Source organism: Nesterenkonia sandarakina (assembly GCF_014138825.1).
Lineage (GTDB): Bacteria > Actinomycetota > Actinomycetes > Actinomycetales > Micrococcaceae > Nesterenkonia > Nesterenkonia sandarakina.
In genome coordinates this window covers 2,094,091-2,114,033 of sequence record NZ_JACJIH010000001.1, presented here as the reverse complement: position 1 = coordinate 2,114,033, position 19,943 = coordinate 2,094,091, and the positions used below count along the sequence as shown (strand labels likewise).

Here is a 19,943-nt window from a genome sequence, read left to right as displayed (position 1 = left end):
GCTTCTAGACTGAGACGGTGAATCCTCCCGTCTCCGCCGTCGCCGCGCGCCTGCTCGCCCAGAGCAATCCGGTCTGGTCCTGGGCGCTCGGTGTCGCCGCAGTGGGACTGCTGGTGGCGGCGCTGATGGTGCTCATCCAGGAGCCGCGGCCGAGGGGCCGGCGAGTCGCGATCTGGGCCCTGCTGATCCTTGCGCTGCCCATCCTGGGGCCTGCGACCTATCTGATCGTCGAGACCATCCGGTACCGAAGACAGCATGGCCGCCCAGAGAAGGGCCTGGTCGAGAAGCACGCTCCCGAAGAGGCGGCGCAGCGCCGCGCGCAGGCTCGGCGGGAAGCGGCCCGGCGAGAAGGCGCCCACTTCGAGGAGGGCCGCAGCGAGGAGGACCGGCGAGCGAGGGAACGAGGTGATGACCGTGGCGCCGCTGCTGACTGATACCCAGGAGGCCCAGACCCGCACCCGGCAGCGTCTGATCGATGCGCTGGTCAAGGTGCTTCCGGTGCTGGTGCTGCTGCTCCTGTCCCACTCCGGCGGCACACGCTCCTTCAACGAGATCGGGATCGAGGTCCCCTGGTACGCCGGGATCCTCATCGAGATCCTGTGCATCCTTCCGCTGGCGTTCTCGCGCACCAATCCCGGGGCCGCCGCCGGGTTCATGGCGGTCTTCTGCGCGGCGCAGCTGGTGATCGGCGCGGCACCGAGCGTCTCTGCCCTGGCGGTGCCGTTGATCCTCTATGCCTGCGCGAAATACGGCACCCCCCGCGTGTCTTGGAGCTATCTGGCAGTGGCCCTGCTCGGTGCGGCAGCCCTGGCCGCCTATGTCATGTACGTCGACATGTACTACATGCAGCAGTACGAGTACTACCGGGACTGGTCCGATTCGCTGGTCAGCGCGGCGCTCTTTGCAGGCTTCGCCGCTGCTGTGTCCCTGGTCTTCTGGCTGGCCGGGCACCTGGCGGGGCGCCGTCGTCGTGAGCTCGGCGCGATCTCCGAGCGCAACCAGCTGCTGATCCGGGAGCGGGACCAGGAGGCCAGACTGGCCGCCGATGCCGAGCGGATGCGGATCGCCCGAGAGATGCATGATGTGGTCTCGCATTCGATGTCGGTGATGATCGCCCAGGCCGACGGCGGCCGCTACGTCCTGGCGCAGAGCCCGGAGCGCGCCGAGCAGGCGTTCACCACGATCAGCCAGACCGGGCGGGAGGCGCTCACCGAGATGCGCAGGATGCTCGGGGTGCTGCGCGAGGAGGACGGTGCGCTGCAGAAGCGGCCGGCCCCCGGGGTCCAGGACCTGCCGCAGCTGATCGACGACGTCGCCGCCTCGGGGCTGCCGGTCCGGCTGCACATGCTCAGCGAATCCATCCCGCAGCTGCCCGAAGGGGTGGGACTGGCGGCCTACCGGATCGTGCAGGAGGCGCTGACGAACACGCTGAAACACGCAGGCCCGCAGGCTCAGGCGGAGGTCTGGGTGGCGACGGCGGCGCAGCCTTCGCCGGCGCTGATGCTGGAGGTCCGCGACTCCGGCCGGGGCTCGGCCGCGACCGACGACGGCGCGGGCTCCGGGCTGCTCGGAATGACCGAGCGCGCCCGGCTCTACGGCGGCACCGTGACCACCCGCGCCCACGTCGGCGGCTTCGACGTGCTGGCCCGGTTCCCGCTGACCCGTGGAGCCGGTGAGACGACAGCCAGAACCACTGCCGAGGCAGCGCCGCCGCACCGCACCGAGGAGACCCGATGACCGGCCCGGAACCGATCACGGTGCTGCTCGCCGATGACCAGGCGCTGCTGCGCGCCGGATTCGCCATGGTGATCGACTCCCAGTCGGATCTGAAGGTGGTGGAGCAGGCCGGCAACGGTCAGGATGCGGTGGCGGCCGCCGGCGCGCACCGCCCCGACGTGGTGCTCATGGACATCCGGATGCCGATCATGGACGGGCTGGAAGCCACCCGCAGGATCACCGAGGACCCGGCGCTCTCGAAGACCCGAGTGATCGTGCTGACCACCTTCGACACCGACGAATACGCGCTCCAGGCGCTGCGCGCCGGCGCCTCCGGCTTCCTGCTCAAGGATGTGCTGCCGGAGTCCCTGCTGGAGGCGATCCGCACCGTCACCGCCGGTGGGGCCGTCATCGCCCCGACCACGACCCGCCGGCTCCTGGACGCCACGCTTCGGGAGCCGCACCACCGTCGCAGTCCCGACGCCGAGCAGCAGCTCCGGCTGGACCGGCTGACCAACCGGGAGCGGGAGATCCTGCTGGAACTCGCCACCGGGGACTCCAACACCGAGATCGCGCACCGGCTCTTCGTCTCCGAGGCCACGGTGAAGACCCACGTCGGGCAGGTGCTGGCCAAGCTGGAGGTCCGGGACCGGGTGCAGGCCGTGGTCTTCGCCTATGAGACCGGGCTGGTCGCCTGAGGTCATCCTGGCGGTGCCTCGGCACTGCTGGCGATGGTCCTCATCCTGCAGGATGAGACCCAGACCGGCCTGTGGTCCGATGTGGGAGCATACCGCTGGTTCCTAGTGTGAAGAGCATGATCACCACACTGACACCAGCCCTGCGCGCCAGGGCGCTGAAGAAGACCTACGGCTCCGAGGACGCGGCGGTCCACCCGCTGCGCGAGCTCTCCATCGAGTTCCCTGCCGCGAAGTTCACCGCGGTGATGGGCCCCTCCGGCTCCGGGAAGTCCACCCTGCTCCACGTGCTGGCCGGGCTGGACACCGCCGACGACGGCGAGGTGATCCTCTCCTCAGCGCGAGGGGAGACCACCCTGACCGGTCTCAGCGAGAAACAGCTGACCCGGGTCCGCCGCGAGAGCATCGGTTTCATCTTCCAGGCCTATAACCTGGTCCCGGCGATGACCGCCGAGGAGAACATCCTGCTGCCGACCAACCTGGGCGGCGGATCCGTGGACCAGGCCTTCTACCGCCAGGTCATCGACCGGCTGGGACTTGGTGACCGGCTGGGGCACCGTCCCTTCGAGCTCTCCGGCGGGCAGCAGCAGCGCGTGGCCGTGGCCCGCGCCCTGGTGGGCCGACCCGCGGTGATCTTCGCCGACGAGCCCACCGGCAACCTGGACCAGAGCGCCGGGGCCGAGGTGCTGGGTCTGCTGCGCACCGCGGTGGATGAGTTCGGCCAGACCGTCATCATGGTCACCCATGATGCCAACGCCGCGGCACAGGCCGATCGCACCGTGCTCCTGGCGGACGGCCGGGTGGCCGGGACGCTGGAGAAGCCCACGCCCGAGCAGCTCGCCGCCGCGTTGATCGAGGCCGGACGATGAGCCGGAATCCGGTGCTGCGGGTGAATCTTCGCTCGGCCGGGAAGAAGCTGTTCGCGGCCGGCGCCGCCGTCGCCATCTCGGTGGCGTTCATCGTGGCGGGGATCCTGATGGTGGACTCCTTCAACAGCAGCCTGACTCAGCAGCTCGAGGCTGAGGCCGCCGGAAGCGATCTGATCATCGAGACTGTCGGGCTCTCCGCCTGGGACGAGGAGACCGACGAGCCCCTCCGGGACGACGTGCCGCTCGCCGAGGCGATCGGAGAGCTCGACGGGGTCGCGATCGCCGACGCGATCGGATCCGGATACATCAGCGAGGTCGCCGCCGACGGCAGCACCAGGATCGGCTTCCAGGTGGGTGAGCAGTCCCAGACCCGCGAGGGTGAGATCGTCCAGGGTCGGGAGGCTCAGGCCGAGGATGAGATCGTGATCAGCTCGGCCGCGGTCGAGGGCCGAGGTCTCGAACTCGGCGACACCCTGAGTGCGCAGGACTTCGTCTACGCCGAGGATGCCCAGGAGGGCGCAGAGCCCACGGTGGTGCAGGAGGACTACACCGTGGTGGGCGTGCTGGAGACCCAGGGCTCGCCCCGCGGCTACCTCACTGCCGAGGGGATGGACCGGATGCCCTTCAGCCCTGGCCCGGAGGAGATCCGAGTGCAGCTCGACGCCGAGGGCGACGTCCTCGCGGTCCAGGCTCAGATCCAGGACCTCATCACCGAGCAGGCCGCGGGCCTGGATGAGGAGCGGGCCGCCGGCCTCGCCGCGCTCGAGGCGCAGACCACCGAGGAGATCGTGGATGCTCGCATAGCCCAGCAGGCCGGGAGCGCCAATCTGCTGGCCTACCTCGCCATCGGCTTCGGCAGCATCTCGGTCTTCGTCTCCGGGCTTGTCATCTCCAACACCTTCCAGGTGCTCGTCGCCTCCCGAGTGCGCACGCTGGCCCTGCTGCGTGCCATCGGTGCCACCACCGGACAGCTCAAGCGCGCCACGCTGCTCGAAGGCGGACTGCTGGGACTGCTCGGCGGTGCGGTCGGGGTCGTGCTGGGCGCCGGGGCGGCGCTGGGCTTCTCGGCCATCGCCCGCGCCAGCTTCGCTCCGGAGCTGCCGCTGGCCACCCCGACGCTGCTCGCCGCCCTGATCGGGCTCGGACTGGGCGTCACGGTCACCGTGCTCTCGGCCCTGCTGCCCGCGATCAAGGCCGGACGCGTCGCCCCGATGGCCGCGCTGCGCCCGGTCGGTCTGACCCCTGGAGCCCGACGACCCTCAGCGGTGCGCATCGTGCTCGGACTCATCCTCACGCTGGGAGGATTCGCCGCAGTTCTGGCCGCCGCCCTGCTCGCCGCAGGGGAGAACGTCCCGCTGGGCCTGCCCGCACCGCTGGTCGGTGTCGCCGGCGCCATGATCGGCTTCTCGGGAGTGCTGGTCCTGGCCCGCCTGGTGGTGCCGCCTCTGGTGGCTCATGCCGGTGCGCTTCTGGGCAGGGTGCCCGGGCTGCGGGTCAACGCGCCGCTGGCAGGGCAGAACGCCCGGCAGGTGCCGGGCCGGACGACGGCGACCGCCTCGGCCCTGCTGGTCGGGGTCACCCTGGTGGGCACCATGATGGTGGGCGCTTCGACGGCGCAGACGGTGCTCTACGACGAACTCGCCGAGAGCTACCCGGTGGAGGCGTCAGCCGCTGCTGTGGACGGCGAGCTGGCGGCGGACCTGGCTGAGAGCGACCTCGTCGAGTCGTTCACCAGCGCCCAGGGTGCCGCGGCCACCGTGTCGGGGGAGCGTGGCAGCGCGGAGGGTCGAGTGGTCCTCGTGACGGAGGAGACCTTCTCCGGAGTGGCCCGCACCGAGGGCCTCGCCCCCGCTACCGGGGAGGCGCTCGTTGCTCCGCAGCTCAACGGCGAGGTCCTCTCCGGCGACGGCGCGGAGCTGGAACTCACCCCGCACGGCACGGGTTCCTCAGGTGCCGCAGAGCAGGCCATCACGGTGGAAGGCACCGTCGCCTCATGGCTTCCAGGGGGCACGGTGCTGATCACCGAGAGAACCGTTGCCGAGGTCACCACCGCACACGACGGGTCCGCCTGGACATTCGAAGATGCGCAGGGCCTGACTCTGATCCGGCTGGCCCAGGGCGTCGGACCGGAGGAGTCCTATGGTCTGTCGGGGCTGCTGGGAGACCATGCCGAGGAGTTCAACGACGTCGGGGCGCTGATGCGAGCCAGCTTCGCCCAGGTCATCGACACCGTGCTGCTGATCGTGCTGGTCCTGCTCGGCGCCTCGGTGCTGGTCGCGGTGATCGGGGTCAGCAACACGCTCTCGCTCTCGGTGTTGGAGCGTCGTCGGGAGGCGGCCCTGCTGCGCGCTCTCGGCATGAATCGCCGCTCGGTGGGACAGATGATCAGCATCGAGGCGCTGCTGCTGGCTTCCGCTGCGCTGCTGATCGGCACCGCGCTCGCTGTGTTCCTCGGCTGGGCCGGTGTGGCCTCGATGGTCGCGCGGTCGGACTGGACCGTGATGGTCGATGTGCCATGGCTGCGACTGGCGATGCTCTGGGGGATCACGCTGCTGGCCGCCGCGCTCGCAGCGCTGCTCCCGGCACGGGCGCTCTCCAGGGTGGAGCCCGCGGCGGGACTCAGCGAGGACTGAGTCGCCACCGCTCATGACCCGGGGCTCCGGTGTGGTGGGGGCGCAGCGCACTCGAAACGGCAAGAGGGCGGGATCCGATCATCGGATCCCGCCCTCTCGGGGTCTTGCTCGGCTCAGTGGATCAGGTCAGCAGGATGACGATGATCACGATGAGCAGGATGCCGGTCAGGCTGATCGGAAGAATGCGTCCCATGGTTTTCTAGCCTTTCGATAATGGTGCGTCTGGTCGGTCTTGAATGCTCTGCGCTAACGTCTGCGCACTGCCCCGATGATGAAGAGGACTCCCACCACCACCAGGATCGCGAGCACGATGTTGGCCACAAGGCTCAGGATCACGCCAAACAGCCAGAGGGCGATCCGGAGGACCACCAGCACCAGCACTATGGAAATGACAATAGATAACGCTCTATTGGCCATGACCCCCACCCTACGTGTGCTCACCTGTGCAATTGCTGGGCGCCACGGCAGGTCCGGGGGTCGAATTCATCCCAGCCTGCCGCGGCATCCCTATCGGCCGCTCAGTCCTCGGCGTCCGCCAGGGCCTCCACGTCGGAGATCGAGGCGTGGGGAGTGCCCTCCGGGACGTGGCCGTTCAGGCGCAGGCCGGTCTCGTTGTCGAAGAGATGCACATGGTGCGGGTTCGGCTTGATCGTGACCCGCTCCCCGCGCATGGGAGGACGGCGCCCGTCCACCCGGACGATGAAGGGCTGGAAGCTGCTGATGCCGTCGGGGGTGCCGAAGATGTAGGCGTCTGCGCCCAGCTCCTCGACCAGATCCACCGTCATCGGAAGACCGGAGCCGTCGCTGGTCAGCTCCATGTCCTCGGGGCGCACGCCCAGGGTGACGTGATCACCGTGGGCCTTCTCCAGGTGGCCGTCCGGGATCGGCAGGATGTCATTGCCCAGCACCACGCCCTGGCCCTGGATCTTGACCTGGAACAGGTTCATCGCGGGGGAGCCGATGAAGCCGGCGACGAAGACGTTGGCGGGCGTGTCGTAGAGGTTGCGCGGCGAGTCGACCTGCTGGAGCACCCCGTCCTTGAGCACGCAGACGCGGTCGCCCATGGTCATGGCCTCGACCTGGTCGTGGGTGACGTAGACGGTCGTGGTCTGCAGCTCGCGGGTCAGTGCGGCGATCTGGGTGCGGGTCTGCACACGCAGCTTGGCATCGAGGTTCGAGAGCGGCTCATCCATCAGGAAGACCTTGGGAGAGCGCACGATCGCACGGCCCATGGCCACGCGCTGCCGCTGACCGCCGGAGAGCGCCTTCGGCTTGCGCTCCAGGTAGGGGACCAGGTCCAGGATCTCGGCAGCCTTCTTGACCCGCTCGGCGCGCTCCTCCTTGGAGACCCCGGCGATCTTCAGCGCGAAGCCCATGTTCTCGGCCACCGACATGTGCGGGTAGAGGGCGTAGTTCTGGAAGACCATCGCGATGTCGCGGTCCTTGGGCGAGACGTGGGAGACGTCCTCACCACCGATCATGATGGCTCCCTCGTTGACCTCCTCGAGGCCAGCCAGCATGCGCAGTGCGGTGGACTTGCCGCAGCCGGAGGGTCCCACCAGGACCAGGAACTCGCCGTCGGCGATCTCGAGCTGGAGCTGGTTGATGGCCGGCCGGGCGCCTGGGGTGTAGATGCGGCTGGCGGAGGCATAGGTGACAGAAGCCATGGTGATATGTCCCTTTCACGGGCAGGTACGTGCCCGACGATCCGTTGTGAAGGTGATTGTGGTGACGCAGGACTCACGTGTGGTGGGTCACATGTCTTGTGCATCACATCACAGCTTCAGACAGAAGTCCAAAACCCCCGCACCCCGCCTGGCGGTCGACGCCGGGCTGCCGCGCGGGCTGAGATCCAGGCCAGACACGACGACGGCGCCCGCCCACCTGCACCACGGTGTCTTCCGTGGTGCAGGCGGACGGGCGCCGTAGGAGGCCGCGGCTCAGCGCCGCGGCTGCTCAGTCCTTGAGCTGATCAGGCAGTCTCATCCTCGAGGATCAGCGGGTAGACGCCGTTCTCATCGTGGACCTCGCGACCGGTGACCGGCGGGTTGAAGACGCAGACCACGCGGATCTCCTCCTCCACCTCGACCCGGTGCTTCTCCTGCCCGTCGAGCATGTAGAGGAAGCCATCGGTGATGGTGTACTTCTCTCCGGTCTCCAGGTCGGTCAGGGTGCCCTTGCCGCCCACGCAGTAGACGGCTTCCACGTGGTTGGCGTACCAGAACTCGTTCGTGGTCCCGGCGTAGAGGGTGGTCTCATGCAGCGAGAAGCCCACCTTCTCCTTGGCCAGGACCATGCGCCGGGAGCGCCAGTTCTCCTGCTGGATGTCGCGGTCGGTGCCGTTGAGGGCGTCGATGTTCAAGGTGTACACGCGGATCTCCGATCAGTGGCTGTTGCGGACTAGGGGCGGGATGCCCGAGAGCAGGTTCAGCGAGGTGCGCGCAGCCGCGAGGGCTCGCCAAGGTTGCCGGTGGCAGCCAGGACGGACTCCTCGACGATGGCGAGGCCCTTCTGCAGATCCTCGGACTCGATGTTCAGCGCTGGCATGAGCTTGAGCACCTCGTCCTGCGGTCCGGAGGTCTCCACCAGCAGGTTGCGCTTATACGCCTCCGCTGCGGTCTTCCCGGCGGTGTCCGGGTTGGGGAAGTGGATGCCGGTGAGGAATCCGCGGCCGCGGATCGAGGCGCCGGGGACGTGCTCGGCGATCTTCTCCAGGCCGTCGCGAAGCTCCTTGATGCGCTCACCCAGCTGGTTCTGGAAGCTGTCATCGGACCAGAAGAGCTCCAGGGCGCGCGCCGCGGTGATGAACGCGAGGTTGTTCCCGCGGAAGGTGCCGTTGTGCTCGCCGCCCTCCCAGACATCCAGCTCAGGCTTGAACAGGGTGAGCGCCATGGCCAGGCCGTAGCCGGAGATCGACTTGGACACGCAGACGATGTCTGGGTAGAGGCCTGCCTCCTCGAAGGAGAAGAAGCGGCCGGTGCGCCCGCAGCCTGCCTGGACATCATCGACGATCAGCAGGATCTTGTGCCGGCGCAGCAGGTCCGCGAGGGACTTCAGCCAGTCCATGCGGGCGGCGTTGAGGCCGCCTTCGCCCTGGACGGTCTCCACGATCACCGCGGCGGGCTTGTCCACGCCGGAGCCGGAGTCCTCGAGGATCTTCTCCAGCCACAGGAAGTCGGGCATGTCGCCGTCGAAGTAGTCGTCATAGGGGATCTTCGAGGAGTTGGTCAGCGGGATCCCGGCGCCGCGGCGCTTCATCGAGTTGCCGGTGACCGAGAGCGCACCCAGGGTCATCCCGTGGAAGGCGTTGGTGAAGGAGAGGATGTGCTGGCGACCGGTGACCTTGCGGGCCAGCTTCAGCGCGGCCTCAACGGTGTTGGTGCCTGTGGGGCCCGGGAACATCACCTTGTAGTCCATCTTGCGGGGCTCCAGGATGACCCGCTCGAAGGTCTCCAGGAAGCGACGCTTGGCGGGGGTCTTCATGTCCATGGAGTGGGTGACGCCGTCGTTGGCGAGGTAGTCCACGACGAGGTCACGCAGCTCAGGGTGGTTGTGGCCATAGTTCAGGGCGCCGGCGCCGGAGAAGAAGTCCAGGTAGCGGGTGCCGTCCTCGGTCCACTGGTAGGGCCCGGAGGCCTTGGCGAAGGTGGCGGGCCAGTTCATGCAGTAGCTGCGGACCTGGGACTCTCGCGTCTCAAAGATATCTGTAGCCATGATGCTCATCTGTCCTTACGTTCTGGGGAAGTCGGGTGAATATTCACTCAGAGCGACGGCGTGGCCGCATTGGGCCGCTCGGTGGAGCGGGTGCGCCGTCGGGTGGGTTTCGGAGGCCGGTTCAGTTCAGCGGGGCCACCGTGTAGAGGTCTTCGGCGGCATGGACCTCGCCGGATTCATCGGCCGAGGGGAAGACCGCCTCGGAGAAGAGTCCGGTGGTGGTGATCTCCGCGCCCCGGTCCCGCGCCAGACCGGTGAACAGCGCGATCGAGGCCGCATTGTCGGAGGTGATGGTGGTCTCCAGCCGGTGCGGGGAGGTGGAGTCCACCAGAGTGCTCAGCATCCGGGAGGCGAGCCGACGTCCGCGGAAGCGGGAGTCCACGGCGACCTGCCAGATGAAGAGGGTCTCAGGGGAGCTGGGGCGTCGGTACCCGGAGATGAACCCTGCGGGCTCTCCGTCGACCTCGGCGATCACCGAGGTCTCTGCGAAGTCCCGCGCCCACAACAGGTAGGCATAGGGGGTGTTCACGTCCAGGACCCTGGTTCCGGCGGCGAGCCTCCACAGGGAGGTGCCATCGGCCACGGTGGGCATGCGGATCTCAACTCGCTCCGGGCCCGTGGAGGCCTCGGTGGAGTTCTGGGCAGGACTATCTGCGGTATCAGGCATCGGAGTCCACAGTAGTGAGCCGATATGGAGATTCAACCGCGAAACCCGCGAATCGGCGGCGAAAACCAGGTCCCGGAGCCCGAGAAAAGTATTGTCCCGGGGTTATTCGTGGCGCTGCACCCCAGCCCTGGCAAGGGTATCGAGGGATCGGCGTGTTCTTCGCGGAGAAATGCGTCGAATGTAATCATCATGTGATTGAAATAGATGTTTCCGAAATGGATCGGGGTGACGCGTCCCATGCTCAGGCTCTGCCGCGACCCCGCTCAGGTGGAGTTAGGGTTGCTGTGATGACTACGCAGAAGAAGCGGCGCCTCCCTGGTTTCGGATGGACGCTCCACGGTGACGGCAAGACGGTCCGACCCGGCGAGGTCGTGACCCCCGACGAGCGGCTGGGCTGGCTGCAGACCACCGGCGTGGGCATGCAGCATGTGGTCGCCATGTTCGGCGCCACCTTCCTGGTACCGCTGATCACCGGCTTCCCGCCATCGACCACGCTGTTCTTCTCCGGGATCGGCACCATCGCGTTTCTGATCATCACCGCAGGCCGGATTCCCAGCTATCTGGGCTCCTCGTTCGCCTTCCTGGCCCCGGTGGGTGCCGCAACGGCCCAGTACGGGATGTCAGGGGCCCTCGGCGGGATCTTCCTGGCCGGGCTCGGGCTCATCGTCGTGGGCCTGGTGGTGCACTTCGCCGGCAGCCACTGGATCCAACGGCTGATGCCTCCGGTGGTCACCGGCGCGATCGTGGCGCTGATCGGTCTGAACCTGGCACCGGCGGCCTGGAACAACGTCAATGAGGCCCCGGTGACCGCGAGCGTGACCATCGTGTCCATGCTGCTGGCGGGGGTGCTCTTCCGTGGGCTGCTGGGTCGGCTCTCGATCCTGCTCGGCGTGGTCGTCGGCTACGTGGTCGCCGTGGTGCGCGGGGAAGTGGACTTCTCCGGGATCGGCGGCGCCGGCTGGGTGGGCCTGCCGGAGTTCACCACTCCGAGCTTCCACCTCGGCGTGCTGGGGCTCTTCATCCCGGTGGTGCTGGTCTTGGTGGCCGAGAACGTGGGCCACGTGAAGTCCGTGGCCCTGATGACCCGGCGAGACCTGGACCCGCTGACCGGCCGCGCGCTGATGGCCGATGGCGCCGCGACCATGCTGGCCGGCACCGGAGGCGGCTCGGGCACCACGACCTATGCCGAGAACATCGGGGTCATGGCCTCCTCCCGGGTCTACTCCACTGCGGCCTACTGGGTGGCAGGACTGTTCGCGATCGCCCTGGCGCTGCTGCCGAAGTTCGGGGCGCTGATCGCCACCGTCCCGGTCGGTGTGCTCGGCGGGGCCGGGACCGTGCTCTACGGCATGATCGGTGTGCTCGGCGTCCGCATCTGGGTGCAGAACCGGGTGAACTTCGCCAACCCGATCAACCTCGCCGTGGCGGGAGTGCCGCTGATCATCGCCATCGCGAACTTCACCATGGTCTTCGGCGAGATCGTCTTCGAGGGCATCGCACTGGGCAGCTTCGCGGCGTTGGCCATTCATCACGTGCTCAGCGCGATCGCACGCTGGCGGGGCACCGACGTCGGCTTCGCCACGGACGACGAGGATGCCCTGGCCACCCCCTTCAACGCCGAGGGCCTGGCCGCCCAAGACACGGAGCGCCCATCGGATCCGAGCTCGGGCAGCCGTTGATTGCGGTGCGGCATCGGTTCGCTGTGAGTTCCCTGGAAATGACGCTCTGCGAGTGACAGTGCCGAGTGTCCTCGGTAGCGTGACCAGGGACTTGTCCGCCGACGAAAGGGGTCACTATGGGACTCGATGACAAGACGAGCAACAAGACCGAAGAAGCCACCGGCTCCGCCAAGGAAGGCTTCGGCAAGCTGACCGGCGACAAGGAAACTCAGGCCGAGGGCAACAGCCAGAAGAATCAGGCCAAGGCCAAGGATGCCGCCCAGGACGTGAAGGACAGCGTCAAGGGCTTCGCCGAAGGCCTGAAGAAGAACAACTGAATCTGATCTCGCCGCGGCTGGGCTACTGCCGCGGTCGCAGCGAGTGATTCCCGGCGCCGGGTCCGAGTCATCGGGCCCGGCGCTGTTGTGTGTTCCTGCCCCCCCCCCCCCCCGGGGGGCGTTCAGTTCTGGGTGAGCGTTCAGTTCTGGGCGAGCGTCGCGGCCAGGGCGAGCAGCTGCTCTTCGGATCCAGGGCGGCCGATCAGCTGGATCGACCAGCTCAGGCCCTGGGGATCGGTATAGGTGGGCACGTTGATCGCTGGCAGCCCCATCACGTTGACCACCGAGCTGTAGGGGGTGAACCGGCACTGCGCCCGGTAGTTCTCCTCGGGCTCCAGGCCTGCGAACCACCCGATCTCCGGCGGGGCGAAGGCCAACATCGGCGTGGCCAGCACATCCCAGGGGCCCATGAAGGCCTCGGCGTCTGCGGCGAACTCCTCCAGAGCGGCGATGGATTCGCGCGTCTGCGCCTCGGGTCTGTTCCGCGCCAGTTCGATGAAGTACCGGGTCAGCGGTGCCATCGCGGCCAGCTGCGCGGCCGGCGGGTCGAGTTCGCCCAGCGGAGCGGTCCACAGCGCCTGGAAATGCCGATGGTAGTCAGCAGGCCAGAACGCCTCCGCGCCGGTGCAGTGGCTGCTGCCCTGCAGGATGTGACCGCGCTGCTCCAACCGGGAGAGCCCCCGCTCCAGGGCCAGGACCGCCGATTCGGCAAGGACGACGTCGAGGTCCGGGGAGAACGGAGACTCGGTGATCACCCCGATGCGCAGCTGCTCCACGCCGTGTTCCAGCGCCTCGTGGACCCGACGCAGCGCGGGTCCTGCCGGGAGGCGGTCAGCGGAGCCGGACCGGTGGAAGCGGTGACCTGCCATCACATCGAAGAGCAGGGCGGCGTCTTCGGCGGTGTGGGCGATCGGCCCCGCCACGGCGAGGTTGCGCACGGTGCGGCGCGGGTCGTCGTCGGGGAGCCGGCCGCGCCCGGGCTTCAGGCCGATCAGGCCGCAGGCCGCGGCAGGGATCCGGACCGAGCCGCCACCGTCGCTGCCGGGGGCCAGGGGCAGCATTCCGGCCGCTACCGCAGCTGCGCCACCCCCGGTGGATCCACCGGCTGTCCGTTCCGGGGCCAGCGGGTTCCGCGCCGCGGGTGCCAGCTCGTTCTCCGAGTAGCAGGGCAGTCCGAATTCGGGGACCTGGGTCTTGCCGAGGCTGATCGCCCCTGAGGCGTGGACACGACGCGCCAGGCGATGATCGTGGGCCGGCATTGTGGCGGGCAGCGCGTTCGTTCCCCGGGTGGTGGGCATCCCTGCCACATCCACCAGGTCCTTGAAGGCGGTCGGCATCCCCAGCAGGGGTGCCCGCCCGGCGAGTTCTTCCATCACGGCGCTGCGGGAGCTTCCGGCGCGGGAGTCCAGCACCGCGCGGCGGACCTCGTCGATCTCAGCGGCACGCAGCAGTGCGGAGGCCGGGTCCAGATACAGGAAGGCGCCGAGCTGGGACTGGTTGCTGGCGGCAGTGATGGCGGTGGTGACCAGGTCCACGGCCGAGACCTCCCCGGTGGCGAGCTCGCGGCGCCACTGCACGGCGCTGACTGCCCGGAAGTCGAGCATCGGCGACGCCGAGCCGGCGGAGGACGCTTCCAGGAGCGGGGCGGGATCGAGGGGATGCACCATGGGCTCACTCTATGCCGACCGATCCTGGCAGGGGATAGTCTTGACAGCGCACCAGAGATGTTCCGTCCGTGTTGAAGGAGGCTGCAGATGGCAGATTTCGAGACCGTCCGCGCCGCAGATGTTCCAGCCGAAGCGAGCCTGTTGGACGTGCGGGAGGGCTACGAGTTCGCCGAGGGCCACGCCCCGGGGGCGCTGCACATCCCGGTCGACGAGATTCCTGCGCGGTTCGAGGCGGAGCTGGATCCCGACGAGGACTATTACGTCATCTGCCGCACCGGCGGGCGCGCCGTGCAGATCACCGCCTGGCTGACCGGGCAGGGCTACTCCGCGGTGTTCGTCGGTGACGGCATGGGGGGCTGGCTCGAGGCGGGGCGTCCCATGGAGTCCTCCACCGGGGAAGACCCCCAGGTCCGTTGAGTCAGCAGATGCCGTCTCAGCCCCCTGCCCGGAGGTACTCCTTCCTGGGTCCCGCCGGGACCTTCACCGAGGCTGCGCTGCTTCAGGTGCCTGGCGCCCAGCAGGCGGACCGGGTGCCGGTGGGTTCGGTGCTCACGGCGTTGAACCTGGTGCAGTCCGGCGAGGTCGACGCCGCGATGGTCCCGATTGAGAACTCAGTGGAAGGTGGGGTCACCGCGACTCTGGATGCCATCTCGGTGGCCCATGAGCTGCACATCCTGCGCGAGGAGCTGATCAACATCAGCTTCGTGCTCGCCTCCTCGGAGCCGCTGGCCCTCGAGCAGATCCGCACCGTGGCCACGCACACCCACGCCTGGGCTCAGGTGCGGCGCTGGGCGGAGTCCGCCATCCCGGAGGCTGAGTTCGTTCCGGCATCCTCCACCGCTGCGGCTGCCCGTGGCCTGCAGGCCGATTCGCCCCTGGCCGATGCGGCAGTCTGCTCCCCTCTGGTGGCCCAGCAGCTGGGTCTGCATGTGGTCCAGCGCGGCATCGAAGACGTCACAGGCGCGGTCACCAGATTCGTGCTGGTCTCCCAGCCCGGGGCCATTCCTCCGATGACCGGAGCGGACAAGACCACCATCATGATCCCGCTGCCGCAGGACCGTGCTGGCGCTCTGATGGAGCTCCTGGAACACTTCGCGACCCGAGGGGTCAACCTGTGCCGTATCGAGTCCAGGCCCACCGGGGATGGTCTGGGACAGTATTACTTCTCGATCGACCTGGAAGGTCACATCGACGAGGCGCGCGTCGCTGACGCGCTCGCCGGGATCCACCGGTTCGCCCCGGGGATCCGCTTCCTCGGCTCGTATCCGCGCGCCGACCGCAAGCCCCAGCAGCCCACCCCGGAAGTCTCCGACGAAGCCTTCACCGCCGCCTCCGCGTGGATCAGCTCGCTGAGACACGCGTAAGAGAGCCCGGCGCGGGCCCCGCACTCGGCGAAGCCGAGGGTGGGAGCCGGGGGAGCGGGATCAGCTCGCTTGAGACACGCGTAAGAGAGCCCGGCGCGGGCCCCGCACTCGGCGCAGCCGAGGGTGGGAGCCGGGGGAGCGGGATCCGCCGTCTCCGACATGTGCCTAAAGGTCTCCACTCCTGACCATATGCCGTGTGAGCCTTGACACTCCTGTGACCAGTTTTTAGTCTCTTGGTGATACAAAATGGTGTTCCAGGTCACATCGTGAGCCTCTCTAGTCCGCAGCAATCGGTCGGTGCGTCTCCGAAGACGAGTCACTGGGTCACCTCCTGTATAGCGGCTCACGCCGCCGTGAACGCACGTCAATGGCGATAACGAGGAGAATGCATGTTCACCCGATCCAACAGACGAACATTGACCGCCGCGGTGGTCTGTGCCGGCGCCCTGGCGCTCGGCACCCCCACCATGGCAGGGGCAGTCCCTGTTTCGGCACAGTCCGCCCCGGGCGCAGAGGCGAGTGTCAACGCAGCCGCCGAGAAGCCGGGCCAGAAGTCGCAGGGGCGTCCCGACCATGCCGGGACGCCCGGCAAGCCCGATCACGCCGGCCAGCCCGGGCCTCCGGACCACGCCAACGGCAAAGGCAAGGGCGGCGACAATGGCAAGGGCAAGGGCAACGGGAAGGGCAACGGAAAAGGAAACGGCAACGGCGGGGGAGAGGAGGCGCCCGGGCAGACGCAGTGTCAGTTCACCCCGGAGAGCGGGGCGGTCGAGGGCTCCTGGGATCGTGATTCACTCGCCGGCGTCGCACCGGATGATCTGCGGATCGGCAATATCGCGGCCGGCGGCGGACACCACACAGACGCCGACTATCCCGACCCGTTCCCCTCGGATCCGCAATACCGGGAGCACCTGGCGCAGGAGTACTCGTCTCTGACCCACGAGAACTTCCTGAAGTGGGAGTTCGTCCAGCCCGAGCAGGGGGTCTATGACTTCGAACAGGCCGACGCCGTCGTCGCCTTCGCCGAGGCCAACGGAATGGACCTGCGCGGACACGCGCTGTCCTGGCATTCGCAGAATCCGGACTGGCTGGAGGAGGGGGACTTCACCGAGGCTGAGCTGCGCGAGATCCTTGAGGACCATGTCCGCACGGTGGTCTCCCGCTATGCCGGGTGCATCGACCAGTGGGACGTGGCCAATGAGATCTTCCAGGACGACGAGGCCGCCAGCATCCGGGACAGCGAGAACATCTGGATCCGCGAGCTGGGCCCGGAGATCCTGGACGACGTCTTCACCTGGGCGCACGAAGAGGACCCCGAGGCCCTGCTGTTCTACAACGACTACAACGTCGATGGCCTCAACGCCAAGGCTGACCGGTACTACGACCTGATCAGCGAGCAGCTCGAGCGCGGTGTGCCGGTGCACGGCTTCGGTGCCCAGACCCACCTGTCCATGCAGTACGGCTTCGACGACAGCTACCAGGAGAACCTGCAGCGCTTCGATGATCTGGGCATCCACACCGCGGTGACCGAGATCGATGTGCGTGGTGAGGTCGATGAGAACGACATGATGTCCCCGGAGGATCGTGCTGGCGCCGCGGAGCGCTACGCCACGGTGCTGCAGGCCTGCCTGGAGGTGAGCCTGTGCAACTCCTTCACCATCTGGGGAACCCTGGACGCGCAGAGCTGGGTCCCCAACACCTTCCCCGGCGAGGGCGACGCCACGGTGCATGAGGGTGACTACGAGCGCAAGCCCACCTACTGCATCATCCAGCGCACGCTGGTGGAGCATGAGGAGGGGGCCGCCGCCTGGGAGGAGGACGCCAGCTTCGAGGAATGCCGCGGCATCCTTGAAGCAGCAGGCATCTGATCCGCCCAGGTCAGCGGGGCTGACCGCTAGTCCGGAGCCTTGGGGAGCCGATCAGGCTCCCTGGGGCTCCTTGGTGATCCGGCCCTCGGTGAACTGAGGGCCGCCGTCCGGATCCGTCCGCTGGTCCGACTCGGTGTCTTCGTCCGTGGCCTCCAGATCCGCGATGCCCCGGACGGAGACGCCGTTGACCACCAGGGCATGGGGGCGGACGCGCGCAGAGACGCTGACGACCTCGCCGACCGCGTCGCCGTCGATCTGGAAGGGCATCGGCTCGTCCATCGTGACGGTGGCGCGTTTGGCCTGACGCACGGTCATCACCGGGATGTCCGCGGCGAAGCGGGTCACGGTCTTCGCCATGATCCTCGCCCAGTCCCAGGCATGTCGGGGACTGAAGAGGACCGCGTCCATGTGGCCGTCGTCGAACTTGGCAGAGGGCACCAGCACCATGCCGGCCTGCAGCGACCCGCAGTTGGCCAGCAGCACCGAGCGCACCCGGTGAGGCTGCGCCTCGCCGTCGTCGACCGTGATGGTGATGCTCGAGCGCGAGCCCATGATGTGGCGCAATCCGGCCTCGCCGTAGGCCAGCCAGCCGGCACGCTGCTTCAGCGCGTCGCGGGTGTCGCCCATGACTTCCGCATCCAGACCACCGCCGGCGATCACCAGCGAGATCTCCTCGTCAATGCGTCCATCGGCGCGCTCCAGGCTCAGATCCAGGCTGTCCACGCGGTGGCTTCGGCCATGCAGGGCCTCATCCACGCAGGCCCGCAGATCCTGGTATGGCAGCCCCACGTTGCGGGCGAAGAGGTTCCCGGTGCCCAGCGGCACGATGCCCAGCGCGGTCTCCGAGCCGGTGAGCTCGGCCGCCACGGCGCGCACGGTGCCGTCGCCGCCGACTGCGATGACCACGCTCGCGCCGGCCTGCAGCGCCCTGCGGGTCATCTCATGCCCGGGGTCCTCGGCGCTGGAGGCCATCACCAGCGGTGCCGGCATCCCTGCCCGGGAACATCCGGAATGGATCTGACGCACGACGTCGTCGGCGGAGTCCTTGGTGGGGTTGACCACCACGGCCACCAGGCGTCCCGGCGCATCGCCCGCCTGGGAGCGCCCGCTGGGCGCGCGATCGAGCTCCTGGGTGAGCTCCTCGGTGCGTCGACGCAGCCGGCGGTGGGCAACGCCCAGCCACACCACGGCGATCAGAAGGATCGCGGCGAGGACGAGCGTGGACCAGAGGAGCGCGCTGAGCGTGGCAGTAGTCATCAGCGTCAGTCTACTGCCGTGGGTTCACGGCATCCCCTGAGCCTCAAGGGCCTCGATCCGGCGCCTGCGGGCTCGGCGCCGGATCGCCACTCCGAGCGCCGCCCCGGTGGCGATAGGCTAAGGGGCGTGATCGACATCAAGGACCTCATCGAGAATCCCGAGAAGTACCGGGCCAGCCAGCGCGCACGTCAGGCGGAGGAGTCCGCCGTGGACTCACTCATCGCCGCGGCGCAGACCCGCAGTGCGGCCATCACTCGCTTCGAGACGCTGCGCGCGGAGCAGAAGTCCTTCGGCAAGAAGGTCGCTCAGGCCGCCGGTGAGGAGAAGCAGCAGCTCCTCGCCGAGGTCAAGGAGCTCTCGAATCAGGTCAAGGCCGCCGAGGCCGAGTCTGCGCAGGCCGAGGAGCAGCTTCGAGGACTCCAGGGCGCCTTCCCCAACCTGATCCACGAGGGGGTTCCCGCCGGCGGTGAAGACGACTTCGTGGTGCTCCGGGAAGAGGGAGCGGTCCGTGACTTCGACGCCGAGGGCTTCACGCCCAAGGACCACCTCGAGCTCGCCGAGTCCTTCGCGGCTCTGGACATGGAACGCGGCGCGAAGGTCTCCGGTTCGCGCTTCTACTTCCTCAAGGGCATCGGGGCACGCCTGGAGCTGGCGATGATGCAGATGGGCATGGACCAGGCGGTCGAGGCCGGCTTCACCCCGATGATCACCCCCACCCTGGTCCGCCCGGAGACCATGGCCGGCACCGGATTCGACGTGGAACACGACGACGAGATCTACCGGCTGGAACGCGACGACCTCTACCTGGTGGGGACCTCGGAGGTGGCCATCGCGGGGTATCACTCCGATGAGATCCTCGACCTTGGGCAGGGACCGGAGCGGATCGCCGGCTGGTCCACCTGCTACCGCCGGGAGGCCGGCTCCCACGGCCGAGACACCCGCGGGATCCTGCGAGTGCACCAGTTCAACAAGCTGGAGATGTTCGTCTTCTGCACCGAGGAAGAGTCCGCCGCCGAGCACGCCAAGCTGCTGGCATGGGAGGAGCAGATGCTGCAGAAGATGGAGCTGCCCTACCGGGTGGTCGACATCGCCGCCGGAGATCTCGGCCTCTCTGCCGCCCGGAAGTACGACTGTGAGGCCTGGGTGCCCTCGCAGCAGACCTACCGTGAACTGACCTCCACCTCGGACTGCACCACCTTCCAGGCACGCCGACTGAACATCCGAGAGCGCACGCTGAAGGACGACGGCAGCAAAGGGCCGACGACGCCGCTGGCCACGCTGAACGGCACCCTGGCGACCACGCGCTGGCTGGTGGCCATCCTGGAGAACCATCAGCAGGCCGACGGCACCGTGCGGGTTCCCGCCGCGCTGCGCCCCTATCTCGGTGGCCTTGAGGTCATCGAGCCCAGCACGTGAGCGAGCTCAACTGAGGCTAGGCTCATCTGCCTAGCCAGCGCTTTTCTGAATCATTAGTATCAACAGGGTCGGCGCCGAACA

Annotated in this window: 18 protein-coding genes; 11 read left to right on the top strand and 7 right to left on the bottom strand. The window is 68.1% G+C overall.

The features are described from left to right. Positions 1–17: 17 nt before the first annotated feature. The 5 genes from HNR24_RS09515 (at position 18) to HNR24_RS09495 (ending at position 5,913) form a co-directional block, all read left to right on the top strand. Entirely contained in the window at positions 18–434 is a 417-nt protein-coding gene (locus tag HNR24_RS09515; protein ID WP_182495656.1) for a PLDc N-terminal domain-containing protein, read from the top strand. Continuing rightward, entirely contained in the window at positions 409–1,737 is a 1,329-nt protein-coding gene (locus HNR24_RS09510; protein ID WP_182495655.1) for a sensor histidine kinase, read from the top strand. The genes HNR24_RS09515 and HNR24_RS09510 overlap by 26 nt, the downstream gene beginning before the upstream one ends. After that, positions 1,734–2,414, top strand: a complete 681-nt coding sequence (locus tag HNR24_RS09505; protein WP_179441413.1) for a response regulator — start codon at positions 1,734–1,736, stop codon at positions 2,412–2,414. Before HNR24_RS09510 ends, HNR24_RS09505 begins: the two co-directional genes overlap by 4 nt. A 116-nt stretch (positions 2,415–2,530) precedes the next feature. Then, complete coding sequence (locus tag HNR24_RS09500; RefSeq protein WP_058887961.1) at positions 2,531–3,280, top strand: ABC transporter ATP-binding protein; 750 nt, start codon at positions 2,531–2,533, stop codon at positions 3,278–3,280. Next, the gene (locus tag HNR24_RS09495) at positions 3,277–5,913 is read left to right on the top strand and encodes an ABC transporter permease (RefSeq protein WP_182495654.1); all 2,637 of its coding nucleotides are present in this window, start codon (positions 3,277–3,279) and stop codon (positions 5,911–5,913) included. Before HNR24_RS09500 ends, HNR24_RS09495 begins: the two co-directional genes overlap by 4 nt. A gap of 246 nt (positions 5,914–6,159) precedes the next feature. On the opposite strand, the gene HNR24_RS09490 is transcribed toward HNR24_RS09495, so the two are convergent. The 5 genes from HNR24_RS09490 to ectA form a co-directional block, all read right to left on the bottom strand. Beyond that, positions 6,160–6,330 (bottom strand): hypothetical protein, encoded by a 171-nt coding sequence (locus HNR24_RS09490; RefSeq protein ID WP_179441416.1) that lies wholly within the window; start codon positions 6,328–6,330, stop codon positions 6,160–6,162. A gap of 101 nt (positions 6,331–6,431) precedes the next feature. Beyond that, positions 6,432–7,580 (bottom strand): ABC transporter ATP-binding protein, encoded by a 1,149-nt coding sequence (locus HNR24_RS09485; RefSeq protein WP_179441417.1) that lies wholly within the window; start codon positions 7,578–7,580, stop codon positions 6,432–6,434. Positions 7,581–7,885: 305 nt separating this feature from the next. Beyond that, entirely contained in the window at positions 7,886–8,284 is a 399-nt protein-coding gene (locus HNR24_RS09480) for an ectoine synthase (protein ID WP_058887964.1), read from the bottom strand. 56 nt (positions 8,285–8,340) lie between these two features. After that, on the bottom strand, positions 8,341–9,627 hold the full coding sequence (gene ectB / locus HNR24_RS09475) for a diaminobutyrate--2-oxoglutarate transaminase (RefSeq protein WP_058888170.1): 1,287 nt from the start codon (positions 9,625–9,627) through the stop codon (positions 8,341–8,343). 121 nt (positions 9,628–9,748) lie between these two features. After that, a complete protein-coding gene (gene ectA, locus HNR24_RS09470) occupies positions 9,749–10,294 on the bottom strand; it encodes a diaminobutyrate acetyltransferase (protein ID WP_182495653.1) in 546 nt (181 codons plus the stop codon). A gap of 287 nt (positions 10,295–10,581) precedes the next feature. Here ectA and HNR24_RS09465 point away from each other — a divergent pair, with 287 nt between their 5' ends. Both HNR24_RS09465 and HNR24_RS09460 read left to right on the top strand, forming a co-directional pair. Further along, entirely contained in the window at positions 10,582–11,973 is a 1,392-nt protein-coding gene (locus HNR24_RS09465) for a uracil-xanthine permease family protein (RefSeq protein ID WP_182495652.1), read from the top strand. 116 nt (positions 11,974–12,089) lie between these two features. After that, on the top strand, positions 12,090–12,290 hold the full coding sequence (locus HNR24_RS09460; protein ID WP_058887966.1) for a CsbD family protein: 201 nt from the start codon (positions 12,090–12,092) through the stop codon (positions 12,288–12,290). A 140-nt stretch (positions 12,291–12,430) separates the two neighbouring features. Here HNR24_RS09460 and HNR24_RS09455 read toward each other — a convergent pair whose 3' ends face one another. After that, positions 12,431–13,957, bottom strand: a complete 1,527-nt coding sequence (locus HNR24_RS09455) for an amidase (protein ID WP_259392435.1) — start codon at positions 13,955–13,957, stop codon at positions 12,431–12,433. Between the two features lie 87 nt (positions 13,958–14,044). Between HNR24_RS09455 and HNR24_RS09450 the strand changes: the two genes are divergently transcribed. The 3 genes from HNR24_RS09450 to HNR24_RS09440 all read left to right on the top strand — a co-directional run bounded on the left by HNR24_RS09450 (position 14,045) and on the right by HNR24_RS09440 (position 17,189). Continuing rightward, positions 14,045–14,374 carry a rhodanese-like domain-containing protein gene (locus HNR24_RS09450; protein ID WP_058887967.1) on the top strand — a complete coding sequence of 110 codons (330 nt, stop codon included), beginning with the start codon at positions 14,045–14,047 and terminating at the stop codon, positions 14,372–14,374. Positions 14,375–14,382: 8 nt separating this feature from the next. Beyond that, positions 14,383–15,321: a prephenate dehydratase gene (gene pheA, locus HNR24_RS09445; protein ID WP_182495651.1), complete on the top strand. Its 939-nt coding sequence runs from the start codon at positions 14,383–14,385 to the stop codon at positions 15,319–15,321. A gap of 389 nt (positions 15,322–15,710) precedes the next feature. Next, positions 15,711–17,189: an endo-1,4-beta-xylanase gene (locus HNR24_RS09440; protein ID WP_058887969.1), complete on the top strand. Its 1,479-nt coding sequence runs from the start codon at positions 15,711–15,713 to the stop codon at positions 17,187–17,189. Between the two features lie 51 nt (positions 17,190–17,240). Here HNR24_RS09440 and HNR24_RS09435 read toward each other — a convergent pair whose 3' ends face one another. Further along, positions 17,241–18,446 (bottom strand): diacylglycerol/lipid kinase family protein, encoded by a 1,206-nt coding sequence (locus HNR24_RS09435; protein WP_182495650.1) that lies wholly within the window; start codon positions 18,444–18,446, stop codon positions 17,241–17,243. Between the two features lie 126 nt (positions 18,447–18,572). Here HNR24_RS09435 and serS point away from each other — a divergent pair, with 126 nt between their 5' ends. Further along, positions 18,573–19,862 carry a serine--tRNA ligase gene (gene serS, locus HNR24_RS09430; protein ID WP_058887971.1) on the top strand — a complete coding sequence of 430 codons (1,290 nt, stop codon included), beginning with the start codon at positions 18,573–18,575 and terminating at the stop codon, positions 19,860–19,862. The last annotated feature ends 81 nt before the right edge of the window (positions 19,863–19,943 follow it).